The 24296-nt window shown below is 56.6% G+C and carries 20 protein-coding genes; 3 read left to right on the forward strand and 17 right to left on the reverse strand.

Annotated elements, in window-relative coordinates:
* Positions 1 to 37: 37 nt before the first annotated feature.
* The 17 genes from AB4N44_RS28090 to AB4N44_RS28170 all read right to left on the reverse strand — a co-directional run bounded on the left by AB4N44_RS28090 (position 38) and on the right by AB4N44_RS28170 (position 20691).
* Positions 38 to 1063 carry a hypothetical protein gene (locus tag AB4N44_RS28090; RefSeq protein ID WP_150774480.1) on the reverse strand — a complete coding sequence of 342 codons (1026 nt, stop codon included), beginning with the start codon at positions 1061 to 1063 and terminating at the stop codon, positions 38 to 40.
* Positions 1064 to 1187: 124 nt separating this feature from the next.
* Complete coding sequence (locus AB4N44_RS28095; protein ID WP_150774481.1) at positions 1188 to 1562, reverse strand: hypothetical protein; 375 nt, start codon at positions 1560 to 1562, stop codon at positions 1188 to 1190.
* A 120-nt stretch (positions 1563 to 1682) separates the two neighbouring features.
* On the reverse strand, positions 1683 to 2051 hold the full coding sequence (locus AB4N44_RS28100; protein ID WP_460111119.1) for a hypothetical protein: 369 nt from the start codon (positions 2049 to 2051) through the stop codon (positions 1683 to 1685).
* A 428-nt stretch (positions 2052 to 2479) separates the two neighbouring features.
* A complete protein-coding gene (locus AB4N44_RS28105; protein ID WP_460111117.1) occupies positions 2480 to 2908 on the reverse strand; it encodes an SMI1/KNR4 family protein in 429 nt (142 codons plus the stop codon).
* Positions 2909 to 3080: 172 nt separating this feature from the next.
* Positions 3081 to 3368 (reverse strand): barstar family protein, encoded by a 288-nt coding sequence (locus AB4N44_RS28110; protein WP_460111114.1) that lies wholly within the window; start codon positions 3366 to 3368, stop codon positions 3081 to 3083.
* A 184-nt stretch (positions 3369 to 3552) separates the two neighbouring features.
* A complete protein-coding gene (locus tag AB4N44_RS28115; protein ID WP_460158144.1) occupies positions 3553 to 3726 on the reverse strand; it encodes a hypothetical protein in 174 nt (57 codons plus the stop codon).
* A gap of 270 nt (positions 3727 to 3996) precedes the next feature.
* Positions 3997 to 4398, reverse strand: coding sequence for a hypothetical protein (locus tag AB4N44_RS28120; protein ID WP_150774485.1), 402 nt, complete (start codon positions 4396 to 4398; stop codon positions 3997 to 3999).
* Positions 4395 to 9065: a polymorphic toxin type 47 domain-containing protein gene (locus tag AB4N44_RS28125; protein WP_460111111.1), complete on the reverse strand. Its 4671-nt coding sequence runs from the start codon at positions 9063 to 9065 to the stop codon at positions 4395 to 4397. The genes AB4N44_RS28120 and AB4N44_RS28125 overlap by 4 nt, the downstream gene beginning before the upstream one ends.
* Positions 9065 to 9802 (reverse strand): DUF4123 domain-containing protein, encoded by a 738-nt coding sequence (locus AB4N44_RS28130; RefSeq protein ID WP_455804987.1) that lies wholly within the window; start codon positions 9800 to 9802, stop codon positions 9065 to 9067. The genes AB4N44_RS28125 and AB4N44_RS28130 overlap by 1 nt, the downstream gene beginning before the upstream one ends.
* Positions 9792 to 11834, reverse strand: coding sequence for a type VI secretion system Vgr family protein (locus AB4N44_RS28135; protein WP_460111109.1), 2043 nt, complete (start codon positions 11832 to 11834; stop codon positions 9792 to 9794). Before AB4N44_RS28135 ends, AB4N44_RS28130 begins: the two co-directional genes overlap by 11 nt.
* 130 nt (positions 11835 to 11964) lie before the next feature.
* Entirely contained in the window at positions 11965 to 12480 is a 516-nt protein-coding gene (locus AB4N44_RS28140) for an Hcp family type VI secretion system effector (RefSeq protein WP_007919523.1), read from the reverse strand.
* Positions 12481 to 12910: 430 nt separating this feature from the next.
* On the reverse strand, positions 12911 to 14290 hold the full coding sequence (hglS, locus tag AB4N44_RS28145; protein ID WP_460111106.1) for a 2-oxoadipate dioxygenase/decarboxylase HglS: 1380 nt from the start codon (positions 14288 to 14290) through the stop codon (positions 12911 to 12913).
* An 88-nt stretch (positions 14291 to 14378) separates the two neighbouring features.
* Positions 14379 to 15599 (reverse strand): glycolate oxidase subunit GlcF, encoded by a 1221-nt coding sequence (glcF, locus tag AB4N44_RS28150; RefSeq protein WP_460111105.1) that lies wholly within the window; start codon positions 15597 to 15599, stop codon positions 14379 to 14381.
* Between the two features lie 2 nt (positions 15600 to 15601).
* Positions 15602 to 16651 (reverse strand): glycolate oxidase subunit GlcE, encoded by a 1050-nt coding sequence (gene glcE, locus AB4N44_RS28155; RefSeq protein ID WP_460111103.1) that lies wholly within the window; start codon positions 16649 to 16651, stop codon positions 15602 to 15604.
* Positions 16651 to 18150 carry a glycolate oxidase subunit GlcD gene (gene glcD / locus AB4N44_RS28160; protein WP_460111102.1) on the reverse strand — a complete coding sequence of 500 codons (1500 nt, stop codon included), beginning with the start codon at positions 18148 to 18150 and terminating at the stop codon, positions 16651 to 16653. Before glcD ends, glcE begins: the two co-directional genes overlap by 1 nt.
* 138 nt (positions 18151 to 18288) lie before the next feature.
* Positions 18289 to 19215: an alpha/beta fold hydrolase gene (locus AB4N44_RS28165; RefSeq protein ID WP_150774494.1), complete on the reverse strand. Its 927-nt coding sequence runs from the start codon at positions 19213 to 19215 to the stop codon at positions 18289 to 18291.
* 21 nt (positions 19216 to 19236) lie between these two features.
* On the reverse strand, positions 19237 to 20691 hold the full coding sequence (locus AB4N44_RS28170) for a flavin-containing monooxygenase (RefSeq protein WP_460111100.1): 1455 nt from the start codon (positions 20689 to 20691) through the stop codon (positions 19237 to 19239).
* Positions 20692 to 20868: 177 nt separating this feature from the next.
* On the opposite strand from AB4N44_RS28170, the gene AB4N44_RS28175 reads away from it, so the two are divergent.
* The 3 genes from AB4N44_RS28175 to AB4N44_RS28185 all read left to right on the forward strand — a co-directional run bounded on the left by AB4N44_RS28175 (position 20869) and on the right by AB4N44_RS28185 (position 24259).
* Positions 20869 to 21942, forward strand: coding sequence for a diguanylate cyclase (locus AB4N44_RS28175; RefSeq protein ID WP_127926705.1), 1074 nt, complete (start codon positions 20869 to 20871; stop codon positions 21940 to 21942).
* A gap of 216 nt (positions 21943 to 22158) precedes the next feature.
* Positions 22159 to 23397, forward strand: coding sequence for a M20/M25/M40 family metallo-hydrolase (locus AB4N44_RS28180; protein WP_127926707.1), 1239 nt, complete (start codon positions 22159 to 22161; stop codon positions 23395 to 23397).
* Positions 23398 to 23956: 559 nt separating this feature from the next.
* Positions 23957 to 24259 (forward strand): hypothetical protein, encoded by a 303-nt coding sequence (locus tag AB4N44_RS28185; RefSeq protein ID WP_038369113.1) that lies wholly within the window; start codon positions 23957 to 23959, stop codon positions 24257 to 24259.
* The last annotated feature ends 37 nt before the right edge of the window (positions 24260 to 24296 follow it).

Genomic DNA, 24296 nt, shown 5'->3' on the forward strand with positions numbered 1-24296 from the left:
GGCGATCGTGGTATCGCCCTTTTTTTATTTGGATAAATCAGACTTCTTGTCGCCAAGCAGAGAGCGTGATCACTGTGCCTTCGTCTTTTCTATTACTGATTTCAATCTTGTAGGTGCCGCCACCAATATAGCCTTCAACGAGTGCCTTTCTCTGGTTGCCGCTGATTTCGGCATCCTTCGCATGCTGCTGATAGAAGTCGATGACGTCCGCGTACTCTGTAAAAGTCCGGAGAATGACTTCGAATTCATGTTGTGGACGGCCGGCTATTTTGTCCCAATCACCTTCAATCGGCGTGCCCTCCATCCCCGGCGTCGTGAAAACACCGTGGGCGCCAGCACCTATCAGGTGAGCCCGCTGCGGAAGCATCGCTAGCATGGCTTTGGGAAAGTCGGAAGGTAACTGTGCCGCTGTCCACGCTCCCTGTTCCGGTTTGGTTGCAGCGTATTCAACGCTGGCAATTTTCTGCGCGTTGGCTCGGCGCTCCGGATCATCACTTTCCGCCCATATCGCCATCATCGGAGGCAGTTGTTTGCTCCAGCCAATCAAAGATTCGGCATCAGCTTGTTTAGCGCCTTGCGGTTGGAAAATGGTCAGCACGGTTTGCGGGGCATCATTACAGGTCAAAGCCTCCTCACGCGACTTGACCGTACAGTGGCCATTGACCAGCCCGACAGCGACCAACTGGCCCTTGTCGTTAAGCAACAATGCGCCGCGCTCAAACCCATTGTTGCCATCATCCATGGCAGTAATCATTTTGCTGCCGGCCGGCACACCGTCCGCAAACGTCGACATTTCCGAATCAAGCGCTTCCAGAACTTGCTGCACAATCATCGTGTTGTCGTTGGTGTAGCTACCGGTTTGATAGCCAAAAAAATTGACCAGTGCAGTGCGCACCGCTGGATCCTGGTTGAGCTTTGGCGCACGTTCTGCGGCGGGTTCATTTGAAAGTAACAGGGCCGTGGTGCCGTCGGGGCGTTGTTCGGAGCGAAGGGACAGTGCAGTCGCATTAAGGGAGAAGGTGAGGGCGAGGAGGATGGAAAATGGGCGATTCAAGCGTTTCAAGGGTACAGTCCTTTGATTGTTCAGTCCGGGGGAGTAGAGGTTAAACAACGAGATTTCTCAGGGGCTGCCTGCGGTTCTCTCGTTTTTTCTAAAGCAAATACCAGGCTTGTCGGGATTAAAGTTTTTAGTCCTCGTTGAGCCACTCGGCATTTTGCACCATGGCTTCTTCTAGCCACTTATCGAAGCTAGCGTAGGTGGCGTGAAGTTCCCAGCCCTCTGACGCATAAGCATGAATTATCAACACATGGGGCTGCCCAGAAAGATCCTCTCCATCAAAACAGGCGATGTCATCATTCGCGTTGAATTTGGCGAAGGGGATCAATGTGCGTTTTGGATAAAGCTGTTTGAGTGTTTTGTACCAGTTGTTGATTTTACCTTCGTTGTATACCAGCAGCCACCAAGGTTCGATGTCTGTTTCTGGGTCAGTGGATGCAAAATGGAGGAAGTTTGTAGGGTATGGGTAGGCGGGCAGGTCATCGATGTTGAGATGGATTTTCATAAGTGATTAATCAGCGTCATTCAGAAAAAGGGGGCAGATTTATTTTAACTTTAGAAAATAAATCTGTCCTCCTTTTGGTCCTTTTTGGTCACCTTTTTACAGTGGGTTCCGTCTAAAGAATTAGAGGCTCTCTATATTGGTTGGGCCGCCGTCATCAATGAGTTTTCTCATGCGGCGATTATAGAGTTCAAGGTGTTGAACATCATTGTTGGCTTCGATTGTTTTTCTCAGAAAGGTCATGGTATGTGAAATTTTCTGTTTCTCACTATCAGCAGCATCGCGTACAAGATCAAATCCATATTTTGACAAGAAAGGATGTTTATTTCTTAGGTAATAATAGCAGCCAATGTTTTCAAGCAGGTCGCTGGCGTCATTTTTTGTAAACTCAACCGAGTTTAAGTATACGCTAAATGAATTTCTCAATATTTCGATCGAGCTTTCTAGCGATTTTAAATAGCCGCATAGTCCTTGCCAATTTATGATATGCAACTGGGTTCCCCAGTCGGGGTCTCTTGTGAAATATTGGCCATTACCTCTGAAATAGTCAGGGAGTTAATTCTTTTTCAAAGCTATTTCAAAGTTGGTTGGCATGGAAGTTTTTCGCAGTCGTAAAATTTGCTTAGAGGTATGTTCACAGAGAAAAGGGGACAGATTTATTTTCATTTTTTAGAAAATAAATCTGTCCCCTTTTTTGGTCCTTTTTGGTCAGAAGCTCATAAAGTGCAGATTACCTTCAGAAAAAGAAAACGTGGTCTGTCCCTCGTTTACGCTGCGAACAGCAGCATCGTTTAGTAGCTGTAAGAAAGAAACTTTGCTATTTCTAAATAAGGTTAAATGCACTGTGTCTCTCCAAACTACCTAGCATGATGTACGCAAAGTCGGAGCGCGGATGCGTACGGTTATTTCCGTCCCTTTTTCTACTCACTCCATAAATCAATAAAATCATCAAAGTTATTAGAAATTAAGTGGGTTTTACTTGAATTTGGGTCAAAAATTTCAACCGTAATTGAGGGCGTACTGAAATTCAGGCAAACAAGGTAACCGCCCGCATCCCGTGCGATAGGGACCAATCCATTCGGAAGCCCTGGGGGTTTTTCTGCCCCTGAGTACCATGAGATGGTATACGGGGTTGCGTCGGGCGAAAATGAAAAGAACTCGCTTATGCAAGTTCCTTCGTCGTCATATGAAAATGAAGACACCTCAGGAGAGGCTTCGTCAGAATATGTAACTAAGTCCAAGTAGGACTCTGGGAAAATTACACTAAGTAGTTTTTCTACTTGGGAAATCGTATTGGCATCCACTGAGGATCCCTGTTCAATCCCAAAAGAACTCCAGTCGAACTTCATGTCAGCCCTCCGTAATTATTTCTTTCCATCTGCAAAGCCCCCTTTGTTTCCGGGGTGGAACATCTTCTGCCAAAGAGCATTCCATTGAGGGCCTTTCAATTGTTCATGTTATTCAGGGACAGACCACCTTCAGACAAAATAAAACGTGGTCTGCTTCCCGTTTACAGCTTTACTATTTCAGTTGGTAACTAAAATTCTCATCCGGTCCAAAGTCTTCATCTTGAGTTTTGACTCGATCAAGAATAATTAATATTTCTCTATATGAGTCGTCCATTAGTTCTTCTGAATGTTTTGAGTTTGTCCAAATTAATTCAATTGGGCGCTCTACATCGGTGCTGAGTAGATCCCAGAGCGCATTAAGATTGTTTTCATAGTATTGAGTAACAGAAAAAGCAGACGCTATCCGCTTATGGAATTCTTGCTCAGATGAGATGGAGAATCCATCAAGCTCAACTATCATTTTAATTTACTTCCTCTTTCCAATACCAGGCGTTACAGGGACAGACCACGTTAAATAGCGAGAAAGAGGAGAGTTTCCAAAGGGCAGATTATAGATACAAAAAAAGAAACCGTGGTCTGTCCCGTTTTCTACTCATGATTCGCTGAATTTTATTAGAGTATTTTTCCTCAATAACTGCTTCAGTTCAATCAGGTTGGGAAGCTGCGGCGATTGCCACCTCGGAGAACGTAGAGTCAAGAAGTTTTTTTAAAAGCTCTATCGCTTCGGGCGATCGCAACTCTCCGAGAGCAGCAGCGCTTCTTTCTTGCCAGTATTCCTCTTTTAAAAGAATTGATTCATTAAGTTGTTGCCAGTCCATGGCGTTAATTTCCTTAAACTCCATGAGCTACCTGTTCAGTAATGTACTCATTCCAATTTGAGTCTTCATTTGCTCCAATCCAGTAGTTATATTCTTCGTAAACCTTGCTGTTCATGTTGTTCAGGGACGGATCACGCTAAATAGCGAGAAAGAGGTGAGTTCCCCGACGGCAGATTATGGATGTAAAAACTGAGATCTGCCCCGTTTAAGATAAGGAGTCGTGGTCTGTCCTTGCTTTATTTCTTTCGGTTGCCTAGAGTCGATTTGTTTTTATTGAGTGCTATCGCTGGTATGAACGCAATCATGATCATCCATATAGATTAGCACTTTGAAGTTATCGTCGACTATCCAGAATGGGAATCCAGTCGTTTCGGAAAATAGCGTTTTAAGATCTGCAGAGGTTGCTAGTTTCCAAGCGTGAATCTTACTGTCCTGAACTATTAGTAAGGGGTTTTCAAAATTTTCGAGAATGTCTACTTTTTTCCAGAAGTCTGGATCGTGTTTTTTTTGGGGGCTCCTCAAGAAAAAAGGGTCGAGGCCCTTTGTTTCAGGAGAAAAAAATGATGCCGTTAGCTTCATGATCAATTTAGATAGTTCGTTCTCGCGTACTTTCTCATGCGCTAAGTTCTGCTCTGATAATGCCGAATCGATTTCTTTTTCTAGGTAGTTCATTGAGGATCTCCAATTCTCGCGCGTGATACAGGCACAGATTCTAACAATATGTGTCCTCTAACAGCCCCACCTGTTCCACGCTTACCTGGCGTTTGGTAACCGACATGAGGATCTGCCGGACCATCACCAGAAGGAACGAGGCGAGGATCATCTATGTTTACTTCTGCACCCTTATTTCTGCCCTCTAATACGCGCCATTCTGTTGGGTAAGATTTTCCATATTGGTCTTTGCCCCATTTGGTAACTGAAAATTCGTTTTTAGGCACGCCTGTTCGAGTAAATGCCTCGTCCAATCCTTTGTGCATTTGCTGGTATGACGTCCCAGGTGTACCCCTCCAGTCTAAATCAACCTCAGAATTGAATTTCCATGTTCCGCCTGGGACAGGCTGTGGACAATTTGTCGGGCCGCTAGCTAGACCTAAAGGGTCTACCCACCCCGTAGGGTTAGGCACGTACTGGTAGCTATTCAACCCACCCGCAAGCTTGATCGGATCCGGCGTCAAAAACCGTCCAGTTCCCGGATTGTAGTAGCGGTGCCGGTTGTAATGTAACCCTGTCTCGGCATCGAAATACTGACCCTGGAACCGCAACGGGTTATCGATCTCGCTGACGTCCAGCGCGGCGAGATTACCGTAGGCTCGGTACTTCGCCGACCACATGATCTCGCCGCTGTAGTCGGTGAGCTCCTGCGGTGTGCCGAGGTGGTCGAGTTGGTAATAGAACGGCGTTGCTTTACGTGGGCCTTCGCCATCGAGCATCGCCAATGGGCGGAAGCTGCCCGGTTCGTAGATGTAGCTGCGGTAACGGTTTTCGGCGCTTTCGGCAATCAGGCGTTCGCCTTGCCACAGGAATTCGGTGATGTGGCCGTCGACGGTTTTTTCTATACGTCGACCGAAGGCATCGTACTTGTAGGTTGCAGTGCTGCCACCCGGTAGGCTAACGCCGATCAAGCGGTGCTGGCAGTCGTAACGATACTCGGTGACGAGTTTCTGTCCTGTGCCACGGCGTTCGCGACTCAGGTTGCCGTACGCGTCGTACTCGTAGTGACGATCACCCTGCATCAGCAGGCGGTTGCCTTTGACGTTGGCGAGGTTTGCTGTGCCTTCATTGCTTTGGCCCAGCAGGTTGCCCGCCGGGTCATGGGCGAAGCTTTCCGGAGTAGCACCGCGCACGCTGATGAGTCGATCGAGCGGGTCGTAGTGGTAGCTGCGATTGCCTTTGCGGCTGTCATCAATGCCAGCGAGGTTGCCGTTGGCATCGTAATTATAACGACGCTGGAACAGGTTCTTGTCTCGCTGGCCAACAGTGTGGGCTTGCAGGCGGCCTTGTTCGTCGTACTGGTATTGGCTGAGCAGCAAACCTTGCTGACGTTTTTGTTCGCGCCCAGCACTGAACTGGTGAGAGGTCAGGCGCGAGCCATTGAGGTCGATGCTGCTCAGTTGTCCGCCCGGTTGGTGACGGTAATCGAGTTTGCTGCCGTCAGGGAGGCGGCAGTGTTTGAGCTGACCAACGCTATCGTACTCGTAGCGCAGGGTGCCCCAACCTTGGTGTTCTTCGATGAGGCGGTCTTGCAGGTCGTATTTGTAGGCGAGCGGCCAGTTGCCGTCATCGACGTTTACGAGGCGACCGAGGGCGTCGTAGCTGTAGTGGATTTCTTCGCCATCGGCCAGGGTTTTCACCAGCAGCCGGCCAGCCGCATCGCGCTGATACTCAGTGACCAGTTCGCTGCCATCGTCGCCGAACTCGGTTTTCTTCAGCAGTTGGCCGTTGAGGTCATACTCGTAAGCCGTGCGACGACCGTCGAAGCCTGTTTCCTGCTGGATCAGGCCGTTCGCGTAGTAGTCGAGGTGGTATTGCTCGCCGCGCTCGTTTTCGATTTCAGTCAGCAGCAGACGAGAGTTGTCATAGCGATAGCGAAGTTGGCTGCCGTCCGGATTGATGCGGCGGCAGACCAGATGCAGGTTGTCGGCGTATTCGTACCGAGTGATGCGGCCGAGTTCATCGCGTTCAGCGGTGACATTACCGTAGGCGTTATAGGTAAACGCACGGGTTGCACCGCCCGGCAGTGTAACTTGGGCGAGGCGATTAGCGGCGTCCCACTGGTATTGGGTAATGGCGCCGGACTCTTCCTGGCGGGTAATCTGCCGACCCAGCGCGTCGTAGCGATACTTGCGCTGGCCGCCATCGGGTAGGCGTTCTTCCAGCAACTGGCCGAGGTTGTTCCAGCCGAGTTGATGACGGCTGCCGTCCGGGTGGCGAATCTCCAGCAGACGCCCCTGGCCGTCGTAGCTGTATAGCGTGGCATTGCCGTCCGGATCGATTTGCTGGGTGATATCGCCTTGACGGTTGCGTTGGTACTTCCAACTGGCTTTGCCGCGATGAACATCACTGACGAAACCGTTGACGTATTCATACGTGGTGGCTTCGTCTTCCGGCGGGATGACGGCAGTCATCAAGCCGTTGTCGTTGTAGCGGTACTCGGTGACGGCACCCAACGGATCCTTTTCCGCGATCAATTGGCCTTTGTCGTTGTAGGCCTTGAGATGCTCGGCACCGTCCGGGTCGATCTTGCTGATCAGTCGTGCCTGATCATCGTGGGTGTACACCTCTTCGCTGCCGTCGGCGTTGGTGACAGTCACGCTGCCTTTGTCATCCCAGGCGTAGTGCGCCTCCATCTGCGAGAAGTTGGCCCAGTGATGTGTGCAACGAGACAGTTTGCCTTCGTTCTCCCACTCCCAGTAGAACGCAGCGCCGCCCGCCAGTTGCCGCTCGAGAATGACGTGCTGTTCGTTGTAGCGATAATGTTCGGCTTCACCGGCCGCGTTCTTCGCCTCGATCAGACGATGCTGAGTGTCATAGCTGTAGGTGACCAGCGTTTGCACCGTATTCCAGGCGTCTTCCAGATTATCCGCGGGCAGGAACTGCTGATAGTCGATCGCGACGATGTGTTTTCGGTCGTAGCGCAGAAGCAAGGCGCGACCGGCGCCGTTGTCGAGGCGTTTGATACGACCATGGATATCGCGTGTGACGTGCAGTCTATTGCCATAGCTGTCGCTAATGGCGATCAGGGTGGCGCCTCTGCTGTTAAAGCGGAAGTGGTAGAACGATGGACGCTTGCCGGCCTGGGCCAGAATCAGTTCCGATGGATCGTCACCGAGGAAAATTGCCGCGCGCGAGAGGCTGTTGGTGATGGCCGGGCGTTGTTCGGTTGGAAGTGGGAAGGGGGTTGAGCGGTTTTCGTGGTCGGTCCAGGTGACTTCATCGCCATTGATTTCGATGCGATGAGCCAAGGCATGGCTCCAGCCATAACCCAAGCCGCAGTCGATTTCCACCGCGCTGGTTCTGTAGAGACGCGTCCACTCAAATGGCAGTAGCCCGTCGAGTTGACCGTCGGTCAGCGTCAATAACTCTTCGCCGGTAACCATCGAAACCGGGCACTTGTCGACGCGCGTACAGGACACAGGCTCCGCGCTTTTATTAGCGGGGGTCGTGGCTTGTCTAGATGCATCGTCAGCGTGCGCCGCAGTTCCTATCCGAGCATTCGATTTTCCATCGAAGCGAACTTGCACTGTTCCTTGCTTAATCTGCCTTCCTATTCCGCGCGCCGCAACTGGAACATACTTGGTAACGTATGCCATGAAGCCCTTAATAATTTCGAAGATCGACTTAACAAAATTAACTACGGCGTTGAGGACGATTTCTCCATATTTCTTTATGCGTGCGACCAGATAAATCAGGCCAGTTCCTTCAGCGGCCACCGTCAAAACGATCGAGATGACGATATCGATGGCAATGCCGACGACTGCCGCCGTAGTCATTTTCGCGGCATCACCTGCTGTTTTCATTGGGGGCAAGCTAGCCAGCCAAATAACCGCTGTATGCATCATCAGGAAAAGCGCTGCTTCGTCACTGGCCAAAAGCATGGCCTTTTTCATGACTTCAGGGGCGGTTTTTGCTACTTCGATAAGCTCTTGTGCACCTTCGCCGAGTTTTTTACCAAACTTGCCGGGGTCCTGAAGGATATCCAGGACAAGTTTGATCCCATCCCAAACGCCTTTAATTGCCTCCCAACCACCGTCAAGGATGCCGCTACCAATAGCCATGACCGTGCCGGAAAGAGATAGGCTTGACCACTGCTGGCGATATCCGCCAGGCCCGGTCCATTTGTTGCGCAGAAAACCTTCGAGTTCACTGTTGAGTCCCTTGTACGAGTCAAACAGTGTGTCAATCTGCGCTGGCGTTACTTCGTTATGAACACGGATTACGTATTTTTTACCCGGGACCCCACCTGACCAACTGGCTTTACCCTGAGCATCAAGCTTGACCTTGTTGATGGCGCCGCCACCCTCTGGAACGATCTCGACTTCAATATTCCCCACGGGAATATCATAAAGAGATTCGAATTTGCTCTCGATCAGCATAGGGCCTTTCAGCGGGCATTGAGCCACGACGCTGAAATTGTCATCTGTCATGCTTACCGCGGTCGAGGATCTGCCGGCTTTGAGGATCCGTTCCATACCCAGCAGGGAAGGTTTATCGGTCTTGTGGCTGACTTCATCAGCCAGACTTGCGTACCAGGAATGGGTTTGCTTCTGGTAAATCGTCAGGCTGTTCTTGAAATTCTTCAGTTGGTTGTCAACGAAGGCAATGCGTTCCTTTGCGACCATCAGCCTTGCTCCAGAATCAGGTGATTTAACAGTGCTTCTTTAAGGTTTTTCGGTGCGTCCGGACGGCGCACGAAACGGCTGATTTTCAGCTTCAGGTTGTTCTCGGGCCAAGCGGTATAAATGTCTGGTCGGTCTTCTTCCAGCCACTGCATCAAGTTGCTGATCAGCGTCGTCGGGTTTTCCTTGGCCAAGCCATCCAGTAACGGCTTCGGCACCTCCCACCACGGCCAGTCCCGCACGTTCGGCACAACCCGCGTCCCAACCTCCAGCGACTGCCCATTAATCAAATACCGCTCAAACATCGGCAGCACTTCCCCAGCCTTCTCCCCCAATCCATGCAGAATCGGATAGATATGCCGCCCATCCCAAAACCGGAAAAACACCTCGGTCCCGTCCGGCATCTTCACCTGTGTCAGGCTGCGCAGATGCTCGAAAACGTCGTTCGGCTCGGAACGCGACACCGCCAGCCAGCCCCAATCGAGGGCATCGGTTTCAGCGATCCACGGCAGGAACGCGGAATTGGCTTTGAGTTCGGTGACATACGGCATCACCGGTTGCCAAGTGGAGTAGGGCGTGCCGCCCCAGATCGGGATGAGCTGGGCGGTGGGTTCGGTCAGGTAGAGATTTTTCAGCGCGTCGGAGCCACTCGCCGCACTAATAACCAGATACAGGCGCTCGCCAGTCTGCAACGGCTGTTGCGCCAGCCAATCCTTGGGCGTAATTCGATCAGATGGCACAGGCACCTGCCTTGCATTTTTCGCATTCTTCGCAGAACGGCGCGTTACGTTTGAGGGTGTTGATCTGGGCCGGGGTCAGGACCTGGCCAGCCTTGTCGGCGTCGGCCTGTTTCAGCACGCCGGGCATCAGCGGGGCTGCGCCGGTGCCGCTGCCGGGGCTGCCGCCGGAGTTCATGTTGATCACCGGGCCGCTCAGGGTCACGCCGCCGGCGTCGATCTTGATGAAGCTGCCGCCGCCGATCAGGGTCAGCTCTGCGCCGGCTTCCATTACCACTTTCATGCCGCTGCTGAGGTGGATTTCTTGCCCGGCGTCGATGAACTGGCCGGTGCCGATCTTGATGTGCTGATTGACGCCCACGGTCAGGTGGTCGTTGGCGCGGGTTTCGACTTTGCGGTCGGCGTAGACGGTGTGGTGTTCTTCGGCCTTGAATTCGCTGTAGCTGTTCTTTTCGACGGTGTCGTGGCGTTCGTTGCCGACGCGGATTTTCTGGTCGTGCTCGATGTTCTCGTCCCAGTCGCGCTGGGCGTGCAGGTAGATCTGTTCCTGACCTTTTTTGTCTTCGATGCGCAGTTCGTTGTAGCCGCCACCGCCCATGGAGCTGAGGGTCTTGAAGGTGCTGCGGGTCTTGTTCGCCGGCAGCTCATACGGGACGGTGTTTTCCTTGTGGTACAGGCAGCCGCTGATCAACGGTTGATCGGGATCGCCTTCAAGGAAGGTGACCAGCACTTCCATGCCGATACGCGGGATGGCGATGCCGCCGTACTGGGCGCCGGCCCAGGCGCTGGAGACGCGCAGCCAGCAGCTGGTTTTGTCATCGGCCTGGCCTTCGCGGTCCCAATGAAACTGGACTTTGACGCGGCCGTATTCGTCGCAGTGGATCTCTTCGCCTTTCGGGCCCGTGACCACGGCGCTCTGGCTGCCGAGGATGCGCGGTTTTGGATGGCGCAGGGGCGGGCGGTTCGGCACGTCCCATGGGGTCGCCTGGAAGCGGTTGCGATAGCCCTGGTGGAAATCGTCTTTCAGCGCGGTGGTGTCGCTGGTTACCGACTCTTCGAGAACTTGCGGCTGCTTGCCTTCGTGGAGGACTTCGGTGAGCAGCCAGAGGTCATTCCATTTGGCTTTCGGGTGCGCGGTCAGGGCGAGGAAGTGGCCGCTGACCAGCAACGGTTGATCGCTCTTGCCTTCGGCGAGCTGGAAGTCGCTGCGGTGACGTTCGAGGGCGCGTTTGGCCAGGTGTTTGCCGCGTTCGCGGTCGATGAAACGGCCCGGATAATCGTAATCTTCAAGGTCGGGCAGGGCGTCGCCACGGTTTTCGCTTTCGAGAGTAAGGCGTGGTTTTTCGAAGTCGTAATCGCGGCGGGTGGTGCGGCTGGTGCGGGTTTCCAGGCGCAGGTCGAAGCGCTTGATCACCGGGTCGCTGGCGACCATGCCGGAGTCTTGCTGATAGGCCACAGGCTTGAGTTTCGGGAACACCGTCTGGTCATCGCCGAATACCAGTTTGTGCGCCGTCGCCGTGTGCTCGAAGTGGTAGTGGATACCTTCTTCTTCGCACAGGCGCTGGATGAAATGCAGGTCCGATTCATCGTATTGCACGCAGTAGATGCGCTCGGGATAAATCGAACCGGTCTTGAATTCGTAGGCGTTGCTTTGAATACCGTGCTCTTCGAGGACCATACCGATGATTTTCGGCACGCTGAGGTTCTGGAAGATTCGCTGGTTGACGCGATGCGCCAGGTAGGACAGTTGCGGGCGCAGGGTCACCGAATAACGGGTCAGGCGTTTGCCGGAATCGCCTTGCGCGGCGCGGTAGATCTGGCCGTGGATGCCGCTGCCGTCAGGCGACAGTTGCAGGAAGGCCGGTTTGTGCAGCAGGGTTTCGAGGTCCAGCGACGGCTGCTCACTGACCAGCTCCACCTCGAACACAAAAGGCTGGCTGATGGCTTCGCGGCCTTGCAGGGTGAATACCTGAAAGTCAGCGGAAAGACCTTCGATGGTCAGGGCAAAATGGGTTTCATTGGCCGGCGCGAACATCCCTTGTTCCTCGTGCTGTACAGCGGCGTGAGTCGACGACCGCAAAACGGCTCAACTTACGCGAAATTCTGGAGGGCGAAAACAACATCGACCAGCAGAGCTGGCCGATGCTTGTAACGATCAGCCGTAATTAAACGACTGGAGCACGCCAGTCATCGGAACCCGAAGTACCGGATACTTCGTGGGTCCAGGTGATTTTGCGGTAGGTGAACTGCACTTCTTCCAGGTGGGTGAAGTGCGAGTTGCCTGGATCCTGGCAGTTGTGCATTTTGTTGTTGATGGCGACGATGATCGCGTCTTCCAGTTTGGTGGTGTAGTAGTGCTCTTGGGTGCCTTGAGCAGAAGTACGGAACCACTGGATAACGATTTCGCTCATGCGCTCGCCGGAGGTCAGAGCGGCTTGTAGCAGAGGCGAAGCCTTGTCGTAGACCTTGGTGATCACAACTGGCTTGTGAACGCGCTGACCGGTTGGCTGACCGGATTGTGGGTCACGCGGGATGATCACGTCGTGGCTGAAAGCCTGAACCATAACCTGGTCTTCGTGGCCTTCCTGGTAGGTGTTGCCTACGGAGTCAGCGGTGAAAGCGCCTGCAGTGATCAGGCCTTGTTTTTCGCCGGTAACCGACATGTACGCTGGTGTTGCCATGGGGTGCTCTCCTTGCGGAATAATTTAAGGTGCCCGGGAGGCGAAATCGCCCGGTGGGTGCCTGACTGTTATCAAGGAGCGTGCCAACAATTGTGGCGGCCATACGGGCCGGGGTGTTTGACTGATTTTTCAGGCGCTTGTGCGAAATAAAGCGCTCGTCCAATGCAAAAGTGCGCAAGAAGTTGCGCAGTACTGCGCAACTTCTTGCGCACTTGGCTGCAGGCCTTGTACCACGGTGCTTTCAGAGGTTTTTCCGGTCGATTTTGCAAAACAAGTGCGCAACTTCTTGCGCACAGTGGCCACGCGCCATTATTTGGTCGAGGCGGCTGCTTAAAACTTTTAGATCAAAAGATCGCAGCCTGCGGCAGCTCCTACAGGGGAAATGCATTCCAAATGTAGGAGCTGCCGCAGGCTGCGATCTTTTGATTTTTCAACGCGCAAATTGGGTCAGACACTCATTGATCGAACGCTGCTGCGTCGCCGCATACAACCCCAACTCATCAATGGTCGCGCGTCCCAGCGCCTGCTCGAAGGCCTTTCGATTGGAATGCTCGCCATAATGCGCCTGCGCCGCGTCGCCAAGGTTCGACTGAAAAATCCCCGCTGCACTCACCGGCAGGAAATCTTCGTACACCAACGGTTCCGCTTTCACACAACCATCGCGCAACAAGTCCTCCAGTGACGACTGCCCAAGTCCCCCAGTAGCCAGACCTTTTTCCGTGGTGAAAAAACGAAAGTACGCCAACCCTTGTTCTCGCATACCCTCGACACTGTCAGGGAATTCGCCAAAGTGCTGAGCCATCAGCGCGTTGTAACGTACGGCGTTGGCTTCGTTGGGGAAGTCGCCGAGTTCATCGCGCGCTGCATTCAGCAAGCGGTCATACAGCGCCCTGCCTTTGGGCGTGAGTGCCGCGCCGCGCTGTTCGATTTCGCCGAAACGCGCGCTGTGACTGCCACGGGTCACGCTTTGATCGGTGAAGGCAATCGGCTCGTCCAGCGCCTTGAAACTGGTTTGGCGCAAGAGGATCGGGCACTGCCGGCGCGGCGGGCCTTCGATGACCGCTTTCGGGGTGATGCCATGGGCTGGCATTTGCTCCTGGACGCGGTCGATGTCCAGCGTGCGCGGCGTCAGGTGATTGATGTGCGGGCCTTTGAACGCCACGACGTCGGCGATCAAGCGGTGTTGGGCGCTTAAAGTCTGATATTGCGCAGCAGTTACCGTAGCGCTGTGATGCCAGCGAAAAGTTTCCAGTGCCTGCAGGACGAATGCCTCGGCCTCGCTTTCATTCAAACCACCTGCGGTTTCAGCTTGCGCGATCAGGCGCAACGCCTCCGAGGTAAAGATCGAACGCTTGGCCAATACCGATTCTGCAAAGGCGCGCAGTTGCGCATCCTCAATCAACTCCAGGCGCAACAACGACGTGAACACCCGAAACGGGCTGACTTGCAGCGCCTCTTCATGCACCGCGCGAAACGCTGTGGAGTGCACGGGCACGCCCGCCGGAGTCAGGTCGTAATAACCCACCGGCTGCATGCCCATCACCGCAAACAGACGGGCGAGGGTGGCCAGTTCCGTCGCGGTACCGACGCGAATGGCGCCATGGCGCTCCATGTCCAGTCGTTCGATTTCACCGGTGCTATCGAGCTGCCGGGCGATGTCCGGCTGACGTGCGAGCACTTCGCGGTTGGTCTGTTCCACCAACTGCATCAGCGCGCCGTACAGCGGCACTTCTTCGCGGTACATGTCGGACATCGCTTTGGAGAAGCGTTGACGGATCAGGTCGGGGCTGACGAACGGCTGCACGGTCATGAAAAAAATTCCTGCCACGGTCACGGAATGGATGAGGGAAAAGATCGCAGCCTTCTCGCACGCGGGCAAACGAAGAATCCTACGAACTTCATTCTGCCAATGACTGATCCACCAGTTCGATCCAGTGCATCACCCGCGTGCGTCCGGCACTGGCCAGATGGCTCTGGCAGCCGACGTTGGAAGTGACGATCAGCTCAGGGCGGCCGCTTTCCAGCGCGTTGAGGCGGTTGTCGCGCAGTCGCCGGGCCAGCACCGGTTGCGTCAACGAATACGTACCCGCCGAGCCGCAGCACAAATGGCCGTCGGGCACGGCGGTAAGATTGAAACCCAGGCGCGTCAGCACGGCTTCCACTGCACCGCCCAGTTTCAACGCATGCTGCAAGGTGCAAGGGCAATGCACGGCAATCCGCCGTTCAGTGGCGGCGCAGATCTGTTCGAGCGGTTCCTGCGCGAGTATCTGCACCAGATCCAGCGTCCGCTCGCTGATTTCCTGTGCCTTGGCCGCATACACCGGATCGTCTTCCAGCAAATGCCCGTAATCCTTGATGAATGCGCCGCAACCGCTGGCGGTCTGCACAATCGCTTCGGCGCCGTTTTGCAGGTGCGGCCACCAGGCATCGATGTTTTGCCTGGCGCGGTCGAGGCCTTTGGCTTGCGCGTCGAGGTGATAGTCCAGCGCGCCGCAACAGCCGGCCTCGGCCACCGGTGTGACACTGATGCCCAAGCGATCCAGCACCCGCGCCGTCGCGTCATTGGTGTTTGGCGACAACCCCGGTTGTACGCAGCCTTCAAGTAGCAGCACTTGCCGGGCATGGCGCGGGGCGGGGCGCAAACCGGAAAGCGGCAGATGCTGCGGCAGTTTGCTTTCCAGCATTCGCGGCAACAGCGGCCGAAACGTCGTGCCCACCCGCAGCAAGCCTTTGAACAACCCCGGATTCGGCGCCAATGCGCGCAAACCTTCGCGCAACAGGCGCTGAGCTGCCGGACGCGGCACCGCTTGATCGACCACCGCGCGGCCAATGTCGAGCAGGTTGTGATAGTCGACGCCGGACGGGCAGGTGGTTTCGCAGTTGCGGCACGACAGGCAGCGGTCCAGGTGCAGTTGCGTCTGCGCCGTCGCGGGTGCGCCTTCGAGCACTTGCTTGATCAGGTAGATGCGCCCGCGCGGGCCATCGAGTTCATCACCGAGCAACTGATAGGTCGGGCAGGTCGCGTTGCAAAAGCCGCAATGCACGCAGGTGCGCAGAATCTTTTCTGCCTCGGCGGCGCGTGGCAGTTGTCGCGATTGTTCGCTGAGGGTGGTTTGCATGACTAAAACTCCGCGTACATGCGCCCGGGGTTGAACAGCCCTTGCGGGTCGAGTTGCACCTTGAGTTGCCGGTGATAGCGCAGCAGTGTCCAGGCCAGCGGCTGGAACGGCGAAGGGCTGGCGCCATGGGTGAAGCAGGTGGCATGGCCGCCGAGTTCCTGAGCGAGGATATGAATGTGCGCCGCGTCGGATTTCAGCCAGCGTTGTGCACCGGCCCAGTCGATCAGTTGCTCGCCGGGCAGATCCAGGGGCCCGAGATTGTTCGGCAACGACAAGCGCCACAGCGGCAGACCTTCGTTGAAAAAACCTAGACGCTGCTCATTCAGATCCCGCCAGAACCCTGAATCCAGCGGCTCACCACCAAGGCGTTGATGCGCCGCCGTCACCGAACCTTCGCCGCCCTCGAGACGCAGATACAGACTCTGGCCATCGTGGCAGGCGGCACTGATTGGCAGCGGTTGCTGACCCCACTCGGCAAGCCTGGTCAGCGCCCGCGCGCACTCCATGTCGAGGCGAATGCTCAGGCACTGGCGCGGTTTCGGCAGGACTTTCAGCGAGACCTCGGTGAGCACGCCGAGGCAGCCATAACTGCCGGCCATCAGCCGCGACAGGTCATAACCGGCGACGTTTTTCATCACTTCGCCGCCGAAGCGCAGGTGCTGACCGAGGCCGGTGATCACCCGCGTGCCGAGGACGAAGTCGCGCACCGAGCCAGACCACGGCCGCCGAGGCCCGGACAGCCCCGTGGCGATCATGCCGCCGACGGTCGCGCTGTCGGCGAATGCCGGCGGTTCGCAAGGCAACATTTGTCCGGCGGCATCCAGCGCCGCCAGCAGCTCGGACAACGGCGTGCCGGCGCGCGCCGTGACCACCAGTTCGGTCGGCTCGTAACGGACGATGCCGCGGTGGGCGCGGGTGTCGAGTACTTCGCCGGCGACCTCGCGGCCGAGAAACGCTTTGCTGTTGCCACCCTGAATTTTCAGCGGCGTGGCATTGGCCCGCGCCTCGTTGACCTGATCGAGCAGGGCGCTGGCGGCGTCGACATCGGCCATCAGAAACGCTCCAGTTCGGGGAAGGGCAATTGCCCGGCGTGAATGTGCATCGCGCCGAATTCGGCGCAGCGGTGCAGGGTCGGAATGTTCTTGCCGGGATTGAGCAGGCCTTGTGGGTCGAACGCGCCTTTTACCGCATGGAACAGGCTCAGTTCGTCGCTGTTGAACTGCGCGCACATCTGGTTGATTTTCTCGCGGCCGACGCCGTGTTCGCCGGTGATGCTGCCGCCGACCTGCACACACAGTTCGAGGATCTTGCCGCCCAAGGCTTCGGCGCGATGCAGTTCGCCGGGTTGGTTGGCGTCGAACAGAATCAGCGGGTGCATGTTGCCATCGCCGGCATGGAACACGTTGGCCACGCGCAAACCGTATTCTTCACTGAGGCGGGCGATGCCTTGCAGGACGCCGGGCAATTCGCGGCGCGGGATGGTGCCGTCCATGCAGTAATAGTCCGGTGACAAACGGCCGATGGCCGGAAAGGCATTTTTGCGCCCGGCCCAGAACCGTACGCGCTCGGCTTCGTCACGGGCCTGACGCACTTCGGTGGCGCCGGCGGCGGTCATGACCTCACGCACCCGTTGGCAATCGTCGTGGACATCGGCCTCGACACCGTCGAGTTCGCACAGCAGAATCGCCTCGGCATCGACCGGGTAACCGGCGTGGATGAAATCTTCAGCGGCGCGAATGGCGAGGTTGTCCATCATCTCCAGCCCGCCGGGAATGATCCCCGCCGCGATGATTTCGGCGACCGCGCGGCCGGCCTTTTCCACTGAGTCGAAACTGGCCAGCAGGACTTTCGCGACTTGCGGTTTGGGCAGCAGTTTGACCGTGACTTCGGTGATGATCCCCAGCAGGCCTTCGGAGCCGGTGAACAACGCGAGGAGATCGAAACCCGCTGAGTCGAGCGCATCCGAACCGAGGGTCAGGCGTTCGCCTTCGATGGTCAGCACTTCGATTTTCAGCAGGTTGTGCACGGTCAATCCGTACTTGAGGCAATGCACGCCGCCAGCGTTTTCGGCGACGTTGCCGCCGATCGAACAGGCGATCTGCGACGATGGATCCGGCGCGTAATACAGGCCGAAGGGCGCCGCTGCCTGAGAGATCGCCAGATTGCGCACCCCCGGTTGTACCCGCGCGGTGCGGGCGGCGGGGTCGATGTGCAGAATATTATTGAAGCGCGCCATTACCAGCAGCAGGCCCTGTTCCAGCGGCAAGGCGCCGCCGGACAAGCCGGTGCCGGCGCCACGCGCAACCACTGGGACGTTCTTCTGATGGCAGAGTTTGAGCAGGGTTTGCACCTGCTCGAGTCGACGCGGCAGGGCGACCAGCATCGGCGTGGTGCGGTAGGCGGAGAGACCGTCGCATTCGTAGGGTTTGAGTTCTTCGTCTCGCCACAAGATGTCGAGGTCTGGCAGCGTTTGCTGCAATGCCTTGAGGAATTCGGCCTTGTTCACCTGCGGCAATGGACCGTCGAGGCGTTCGTCATAAAGAATATTCATCTCAGGCTTACCCCTTGCTGGTCGTTCCCACGCTCTGCGTGGGAATGCAGCCCGTGACGCTCCGCGTCACTGGACGCGGAGCGTCCCTTGAGGCATTACCACGCAGAGCGTGGGAACGATCAGGGGCCGGGCGCGTTGTCATCTCTGGCTTCCCAAAAACTCGCGATAAAGCTCTGCCGTATTCCCCGGCTGTTCAACCATCGGCATGTGCCCGACGTGATCCCAGACATCCACGCGCAAATTGGCGATGCCCTTGCTCCAGACCGGCACGCTGCTGACATCGATCAGCCGATCCTTGCGGCCCCAGAGCAACAGCGCCGGGCATTTGATGTCGGCGAGTTTCGGCTCCATCGGCGGGCTGGCGCGAAAATCGCGGAAGATCTCCTCGAGTTCATCGCGTTGTTGTTCGTAGCGCTGGGCGATGGCGTCCAGCACCAGGTTCGGTACCCACGGCGGCGATTCCATGGTCATTGCATAAAACCGGCGAAACTCCTCCCGGGAATTGATCAGAAACGGGTTATGCCCGCGCGCCAGATGCCGCTCCATGTCGCTGACCTCGGGCGCGGTGACGCCTGCCGGGTCGATCAGCGCCACCGAGGCGATGCGGTCGGGATAAGTCGCCGCCAGCCACGCGGCAATGTAGCCGCCCATCGAGTTGCCGATCACATGGACTTTCTCCACGCCGCAAACGTCGAGCAACTGGATCATGCGTTTGGCCTGCAACGGAATGTCGTAGCCGCCGCCCGCCTTGAAGCCGGTTTCACCATGGCCGGCAAGGTCCGGGATGATCACCCGATACTGGCGCACAAAGTGCCGGGAAAAGCGCAGCCACAGGTTCTTGTCGGCGCTGTAGCCATGCAGCATCAGAATCGCGCTGGCCGCTTCGTACGGCCCTCCTTGCCAGGTCGAGACGGTCATCTCGGCGATCGGCACTTCGATCTTGTGCAATTTGTACAACTTGGCCTCGATGGCCATGTTCAGGTCGTACAGCCAATGACCGACCGCCGGATAACTCAACCAGCTCCAGGCCACGAAAACCGCGAGGGCGACAAACAGCAAAAGCATCGACGTCTTCCTTTTACGTGTTCAGGACAGAATGTGGTCGGCCGGTTTCAGCGCTCGGGTCAAGCGGTGATAGCTGAAACTGAAGCCGGGAAACATCGCGATCACATGACCGCTCTTGCTTTGATACCAACTGTGGCAGCCGCCGGACTTCCAGACCGTGCGCTCCATCTCCCGATGAATCATCTCAGTGTAGGTACGTTCCGCATCACGGCGCACTTCGATGCTGCGCAGACCCTTCGCCCGCACGGTGCGAATGCAGTCGAGGATGTAGTTCATCTGCGACTCGATGATGAACAGCGCCGAGGTGTGGCCGATGCCGGTGTTGGGGCCGGTGACGATAAACAGGTTGGGGAAGTCCGGCAGGCTGGTGCCCAGATAGGCGCGCGGGTATTGCGCCCAGACCTCTCTGAGTTGCACGGCGTTTTTTCCGCTGACCGGGTAGGAAATCACCCCGTCGGTGGCGTCGTATCCGGTCGACCAGACGATCAGATCAACATCGATGTGTTGGCCGTCCTCAGTGTTGATGCCGCTTTCGTCGATGGAAGCGATGCCTTGTTCGCGGGTATGCAAGGTGACATTCGCACGACTCAGCGCCGGGTAATAGGTGCTGGAAACCAGCACCCGTTTGCAGCCGATGGTGAAGTCCGGAGTGAGTTTTTCCCGCAGCGCCGGGTCCGGCAACTGGCGTTTGAGAAAACGCAGGGCGTGCTGCTGGACCATGTGAATCGCCGCTTTCGAGTATTTGAACGCGATGACCCGGGTTTCGAATTGCCAGTAAATCAGCCAGCGCAACAGTTTGTAGGCGGGTTTGCGGCCAAGCAGCCAGCGTTGCAACGGCCCGAACTGGCGATCGGCGCGGGGCAGCACCCAATGCGGCGTGCGCTGGAACACGTGCAGTTGCTCGACCTGCGGCGCAATCGCCGGAATCACCTGCACCGCACTGGCGCCGCTGCCGACGATGGCCACGCGTTTAGCGCGGTAGTCGTAGCTGTGATCCCAATTGTTTGTATGAAACGTCTTGCCTTGAAAGCGCTCCTGGCCGGGAAAGTGCGGAATGACCGGTTGGCTCAATGGCCCGGTGGCATTGATTAGGAACTGCGCATAAAGGGTGCCTTTGCGGGCGGTGTGCACGGCCCAGCGTTTTTCCGTGTCGTCCCATTCGACGCGCTCGACATTGGCCCCAAGCTCCACGCGTTCGCGCAAACCGAATTGCTCGATGACATGCTCGGTGTAGCGGTGCAGTTCGGCCTGCCCGGCGAACATCTGTGACCAGCGGTACGGCGCAAACGACAGCGAATACAGCGGCGACGGCACGTCCACCGCCGCGCCGGGGTAGGTGTTCTGGCACCAGGTGCCGCCAAAGAAGTCCCGTCGCTCCAGCAGGCGAAAATCGTCGATCCCGGCCTTGAGCAGGTTGACCGCAGCACATTGACCGCCAAAACCGCTGCCGATGATCAACACGTGATAGGTGTGCATGGGCCTCCTTCTTATAGTTGTTTTTCCATTTTGCTCCTTTCATGTATAGCCAAATATTTGCACGGCGTGTGGCCCTGATGTCGCTCTATTCAGCCCGCTGGCCGGTGATGGCTATTTAACGTCGCCCTGTTAGACTTCCAGCACATCCGTCCTGCGGTGTGCGTGATCGAGGTCCTTATGGGAAATACCGGAGGAAAGGGACTTTCATTGGCCAGGAGGCTTTATACATCGCGCATCCTCGGGTTGATTCTGGGGCTTGTGTGCGTGAGCGTGGCGATGTACTCGCTCGATCCGCCGCTGTGGGTCTGGGCACTGATGTTCTTCAATGGCCTGGTCTGGCCGCATCTGGCGTTTCAATGGGCGCGCCGCGCCCGGGTTCCTTACCACGCTGAACACCGCAATCTGTTGATCGACGCCTTTTTCGGCGGCTTTTGGCTTGCCGCCATGCATTTCAATCCGTTGCCGACTGCCACGACCATTTCGATGATGGCGATGAACAACGTCGCTATCGGTGGTTCACGTTTTCTGTTGGCAGGTTCTGCGGCGCAGTTGCTCGGGGTCGGCGTCGGGCTGGTGGTGTTTGCTCCGGCATTCGTTCCGCAGACCACGCCTGCGCAAATGTATGCCTGTTTCCCGTTACTGCTGTTGTACCCGCTGGCGCTGGGCTGGATTTGCTTTCGCCAGGCCTACACCCTCGGTCGACATAAACGCGAATTGCTTGCCCTGAGCCGCACCGACAGCCTGACCGGGCTGCTCAACCACGGCGCCTGGAAGGATCAACTGGAGATCGCTTTTCAGCGCTGCAAGCGACAGAAGCAGGGCGCAGCGATTGCGTTGATCGACATCGATCACTTCAAGGCAATCAACGACACTTACGGCCACGTTGCGGGCGACATCGTGTTGCGCCAGTTGAGCAAATTACTTAAACAAAACCTGCGGGCGACTGACGTTGCCGGGCGCTATGGCGGTGATGAGTTCTGCGTGATTTTGCCGGATCTGCCGTTGTTCAACGCCGCGCAAGCTATGGAGGCGTTGCGCGAGCGCTTTGCGATTCTGGGTTATGAGCAGAATCCAGCGTTGAAGGTCAGTTTGAGCATTGGCCTGGCGGCGTACGATCCGGCGCATGCTGACGCGACGCGGTGGCTCAATGATGCCGATCAGGCGTTGTATGAAGCCAAGGCAGGCGGGCGTAATCGGGTGATCTGCAATTGCGATGACAAGCCCCGGCAGACATTGCTGGATTCGGTTTGATCCGCATCACAACAAATCCATTGTGGGAGCGAGCCTGCTCGCGAAAGCGCTGGGTCAGCCAACATTGATATCGCCTGACACGACGCCTTCGCGAGCAGGCTCGCTCCCACAGGGGGTTGTGTGTTGTGGGTTAGATCAGTGTCGCATTCGGTGTAGAGCCTCGCGCCGATGTCGGGTACGGTTAAATCCCCTCCGACGCGAAACAAGGATCGCTTCATGACGTGCTCATTTTCTCGCTCCCTGCTGGCTGCCAGTCTTGGCCTGTCTCTCGCTTTCTCCGCTGCCCACGCTTTCGCCGAACCGCACAAACAAGTGCTCGCCGATGCCGAGCAATACCAGCCAGAAGCGCTGAAATTGCTGGAGCGGCTGGTCAATATCGACTCCGGTTCCGGCTATGAACCGGGCCTCAAGCAAGTCAGCGACATCGCCATTGATGAGTTGAAAAAACTCGGCGCGACCATCGAACTGGTGCCCAACACGCCGGAAAAATCCAACCATGTACTGGCCACGTTCAAAGGCACCGGCAAGGCGAAAATCCTGCTGATGGCGCACATGGACACGGTGTTCAAGGAAGGTTCGGCGGCCGAGCGGCCGTTTCACATCAAGGATGGTCGTGCTTACGGGCCGGGGGTGATGGATGACAAGGGCGGCATCGTCGCCGGGATCTATGCGCTGAAAGTCCTGAAAAACCTCGACTTCAAGGACTACGCGCAAATCACTTTCCTGCTCGACGCCAGCGAAGAAACCGGTTCGGACGTCGCCACCGACCTGATCAAGAAAACCGCCAAACAGCACGACGTGACCCTCAACCTCGAGCCGGGCCGCCCGGCCGATGGCCTGGTGGTATGGCGCAAGGGCAGCGCGACGGCGCTGGTCGAGGTCAAGGGCAAAGCCGCGCACGCTGGCGTCGCGCCGGAGCTGGGGCGCAACGCCGCGATGGAGGCCGCGCACCAGATTCTGCAACTGGGCAAACTTGGCGATGAGGCGAAGAAAACCACCATCAACTTCACCGTGCTCAAGGCCGGTGACCGCACCAACGTGATTCCCGATCAAGCCACGGCCAAGGCTGACGTGCGCGCGGCGGTGCCGGAGGAGTTCGACCGGATCGAGAAGGATCTGGCGCGGGTGTCGCAGGACAAGCTGATTGCTGAGACGGAAGTGAAGACCACTCTGCAACGCGGCTTGCCACCGATGCCGCAGACGCCGGAGTCGGACCGTCTGATGGCCATGGCCCAGGGGATTTATGGCGAGATTGGCCGCAAGTTGACGGAGGAGGGCAGTGGCGGTGCGGCGGATGCGAGTTTGTCGGCCGGGGTCGGCACGCCGACGCTGGATGGTTTCGGGATTGTTGGCGGCAATATTCACACGCCGGAGGAATACGCCGAAGTGGCGAGCGTGGCGCCGCGGATTTATCTGTTGTCGCGGATGATTATGGAGTTGGCCAAGCCGCGGTGAGTGGGTTTGTGGTGTGACTGATGCGGGTGGGGTGTCAGGTGCATTTGCCCTCACCCTAACCCTCTCCCAGAGGGAGAGGGGACTGACCGTGTTGTTTGTGGTCCATGTGGCAACCAGCAGATCAAGTTGAATGCAAATCCGCATTCAACGGGTCTCTCACGTCGGCGTAGATCCAGAGCATCCCCCAATCAGTCCCCTCTCCCTCAGGGAGAGGGCTAGGGTGAGGGGCTTTTGTGGGAAAAGTGGAAGGCGCGGGCGGCGTACAACTTTCCAAGACGTTTCCTACAACGTACCCTGTTGCCGCATTTCGGTATCGACCCCTATAGTTCGGGCTCGCGGAAAAACACCGCGAACGACCTTGGCCGGTCGATACAGAGACGTACAGTCTGCCCAACATATTCAGTCGATGTTTGTCTGTGATGTTGTGTTATGGCGGCTGTGCGTGGGACACCTTCGGGTGTGCCGGTTCCTGTATCCGGTCGGCCAACCCGCGTACGGCTGCCACCTTCCTCGTTTGGCCGCGACTGGTGGTAGCTCTCTCAATACAGGAGTTATACCAATGTGTGATCAAGTAATGCCCCGCTTCCTCCCCATCGACACCTACGACGCCGAATCCCCGGTGCTCTTCCTCAACACTCACTCAGAACTCAGCGACATGGCCGCCTGTGCGATGCACCGGTTTGTGGTTGTGCGCGATCTGGCCGACACCTTTGCCAGTCTCAATCTCAAGGGCATTTCCGATTGTGATCTGACGCGTGTGACCAGCGCGGTGCATCTGTTGATGCGCGAGGGCTGTGCGATTCTGAATGTGATTCAGGCGCGGGCGGTGCAGCGGGAGGAGGCTTACAAGACGCCGGTTTAGCGGTGTAGCGGCTGTTGCTATCGCGAGCAGGCTCACT

Source organism: Pseudomonas sp. S3_C06 (assembly GCF_054667675.1).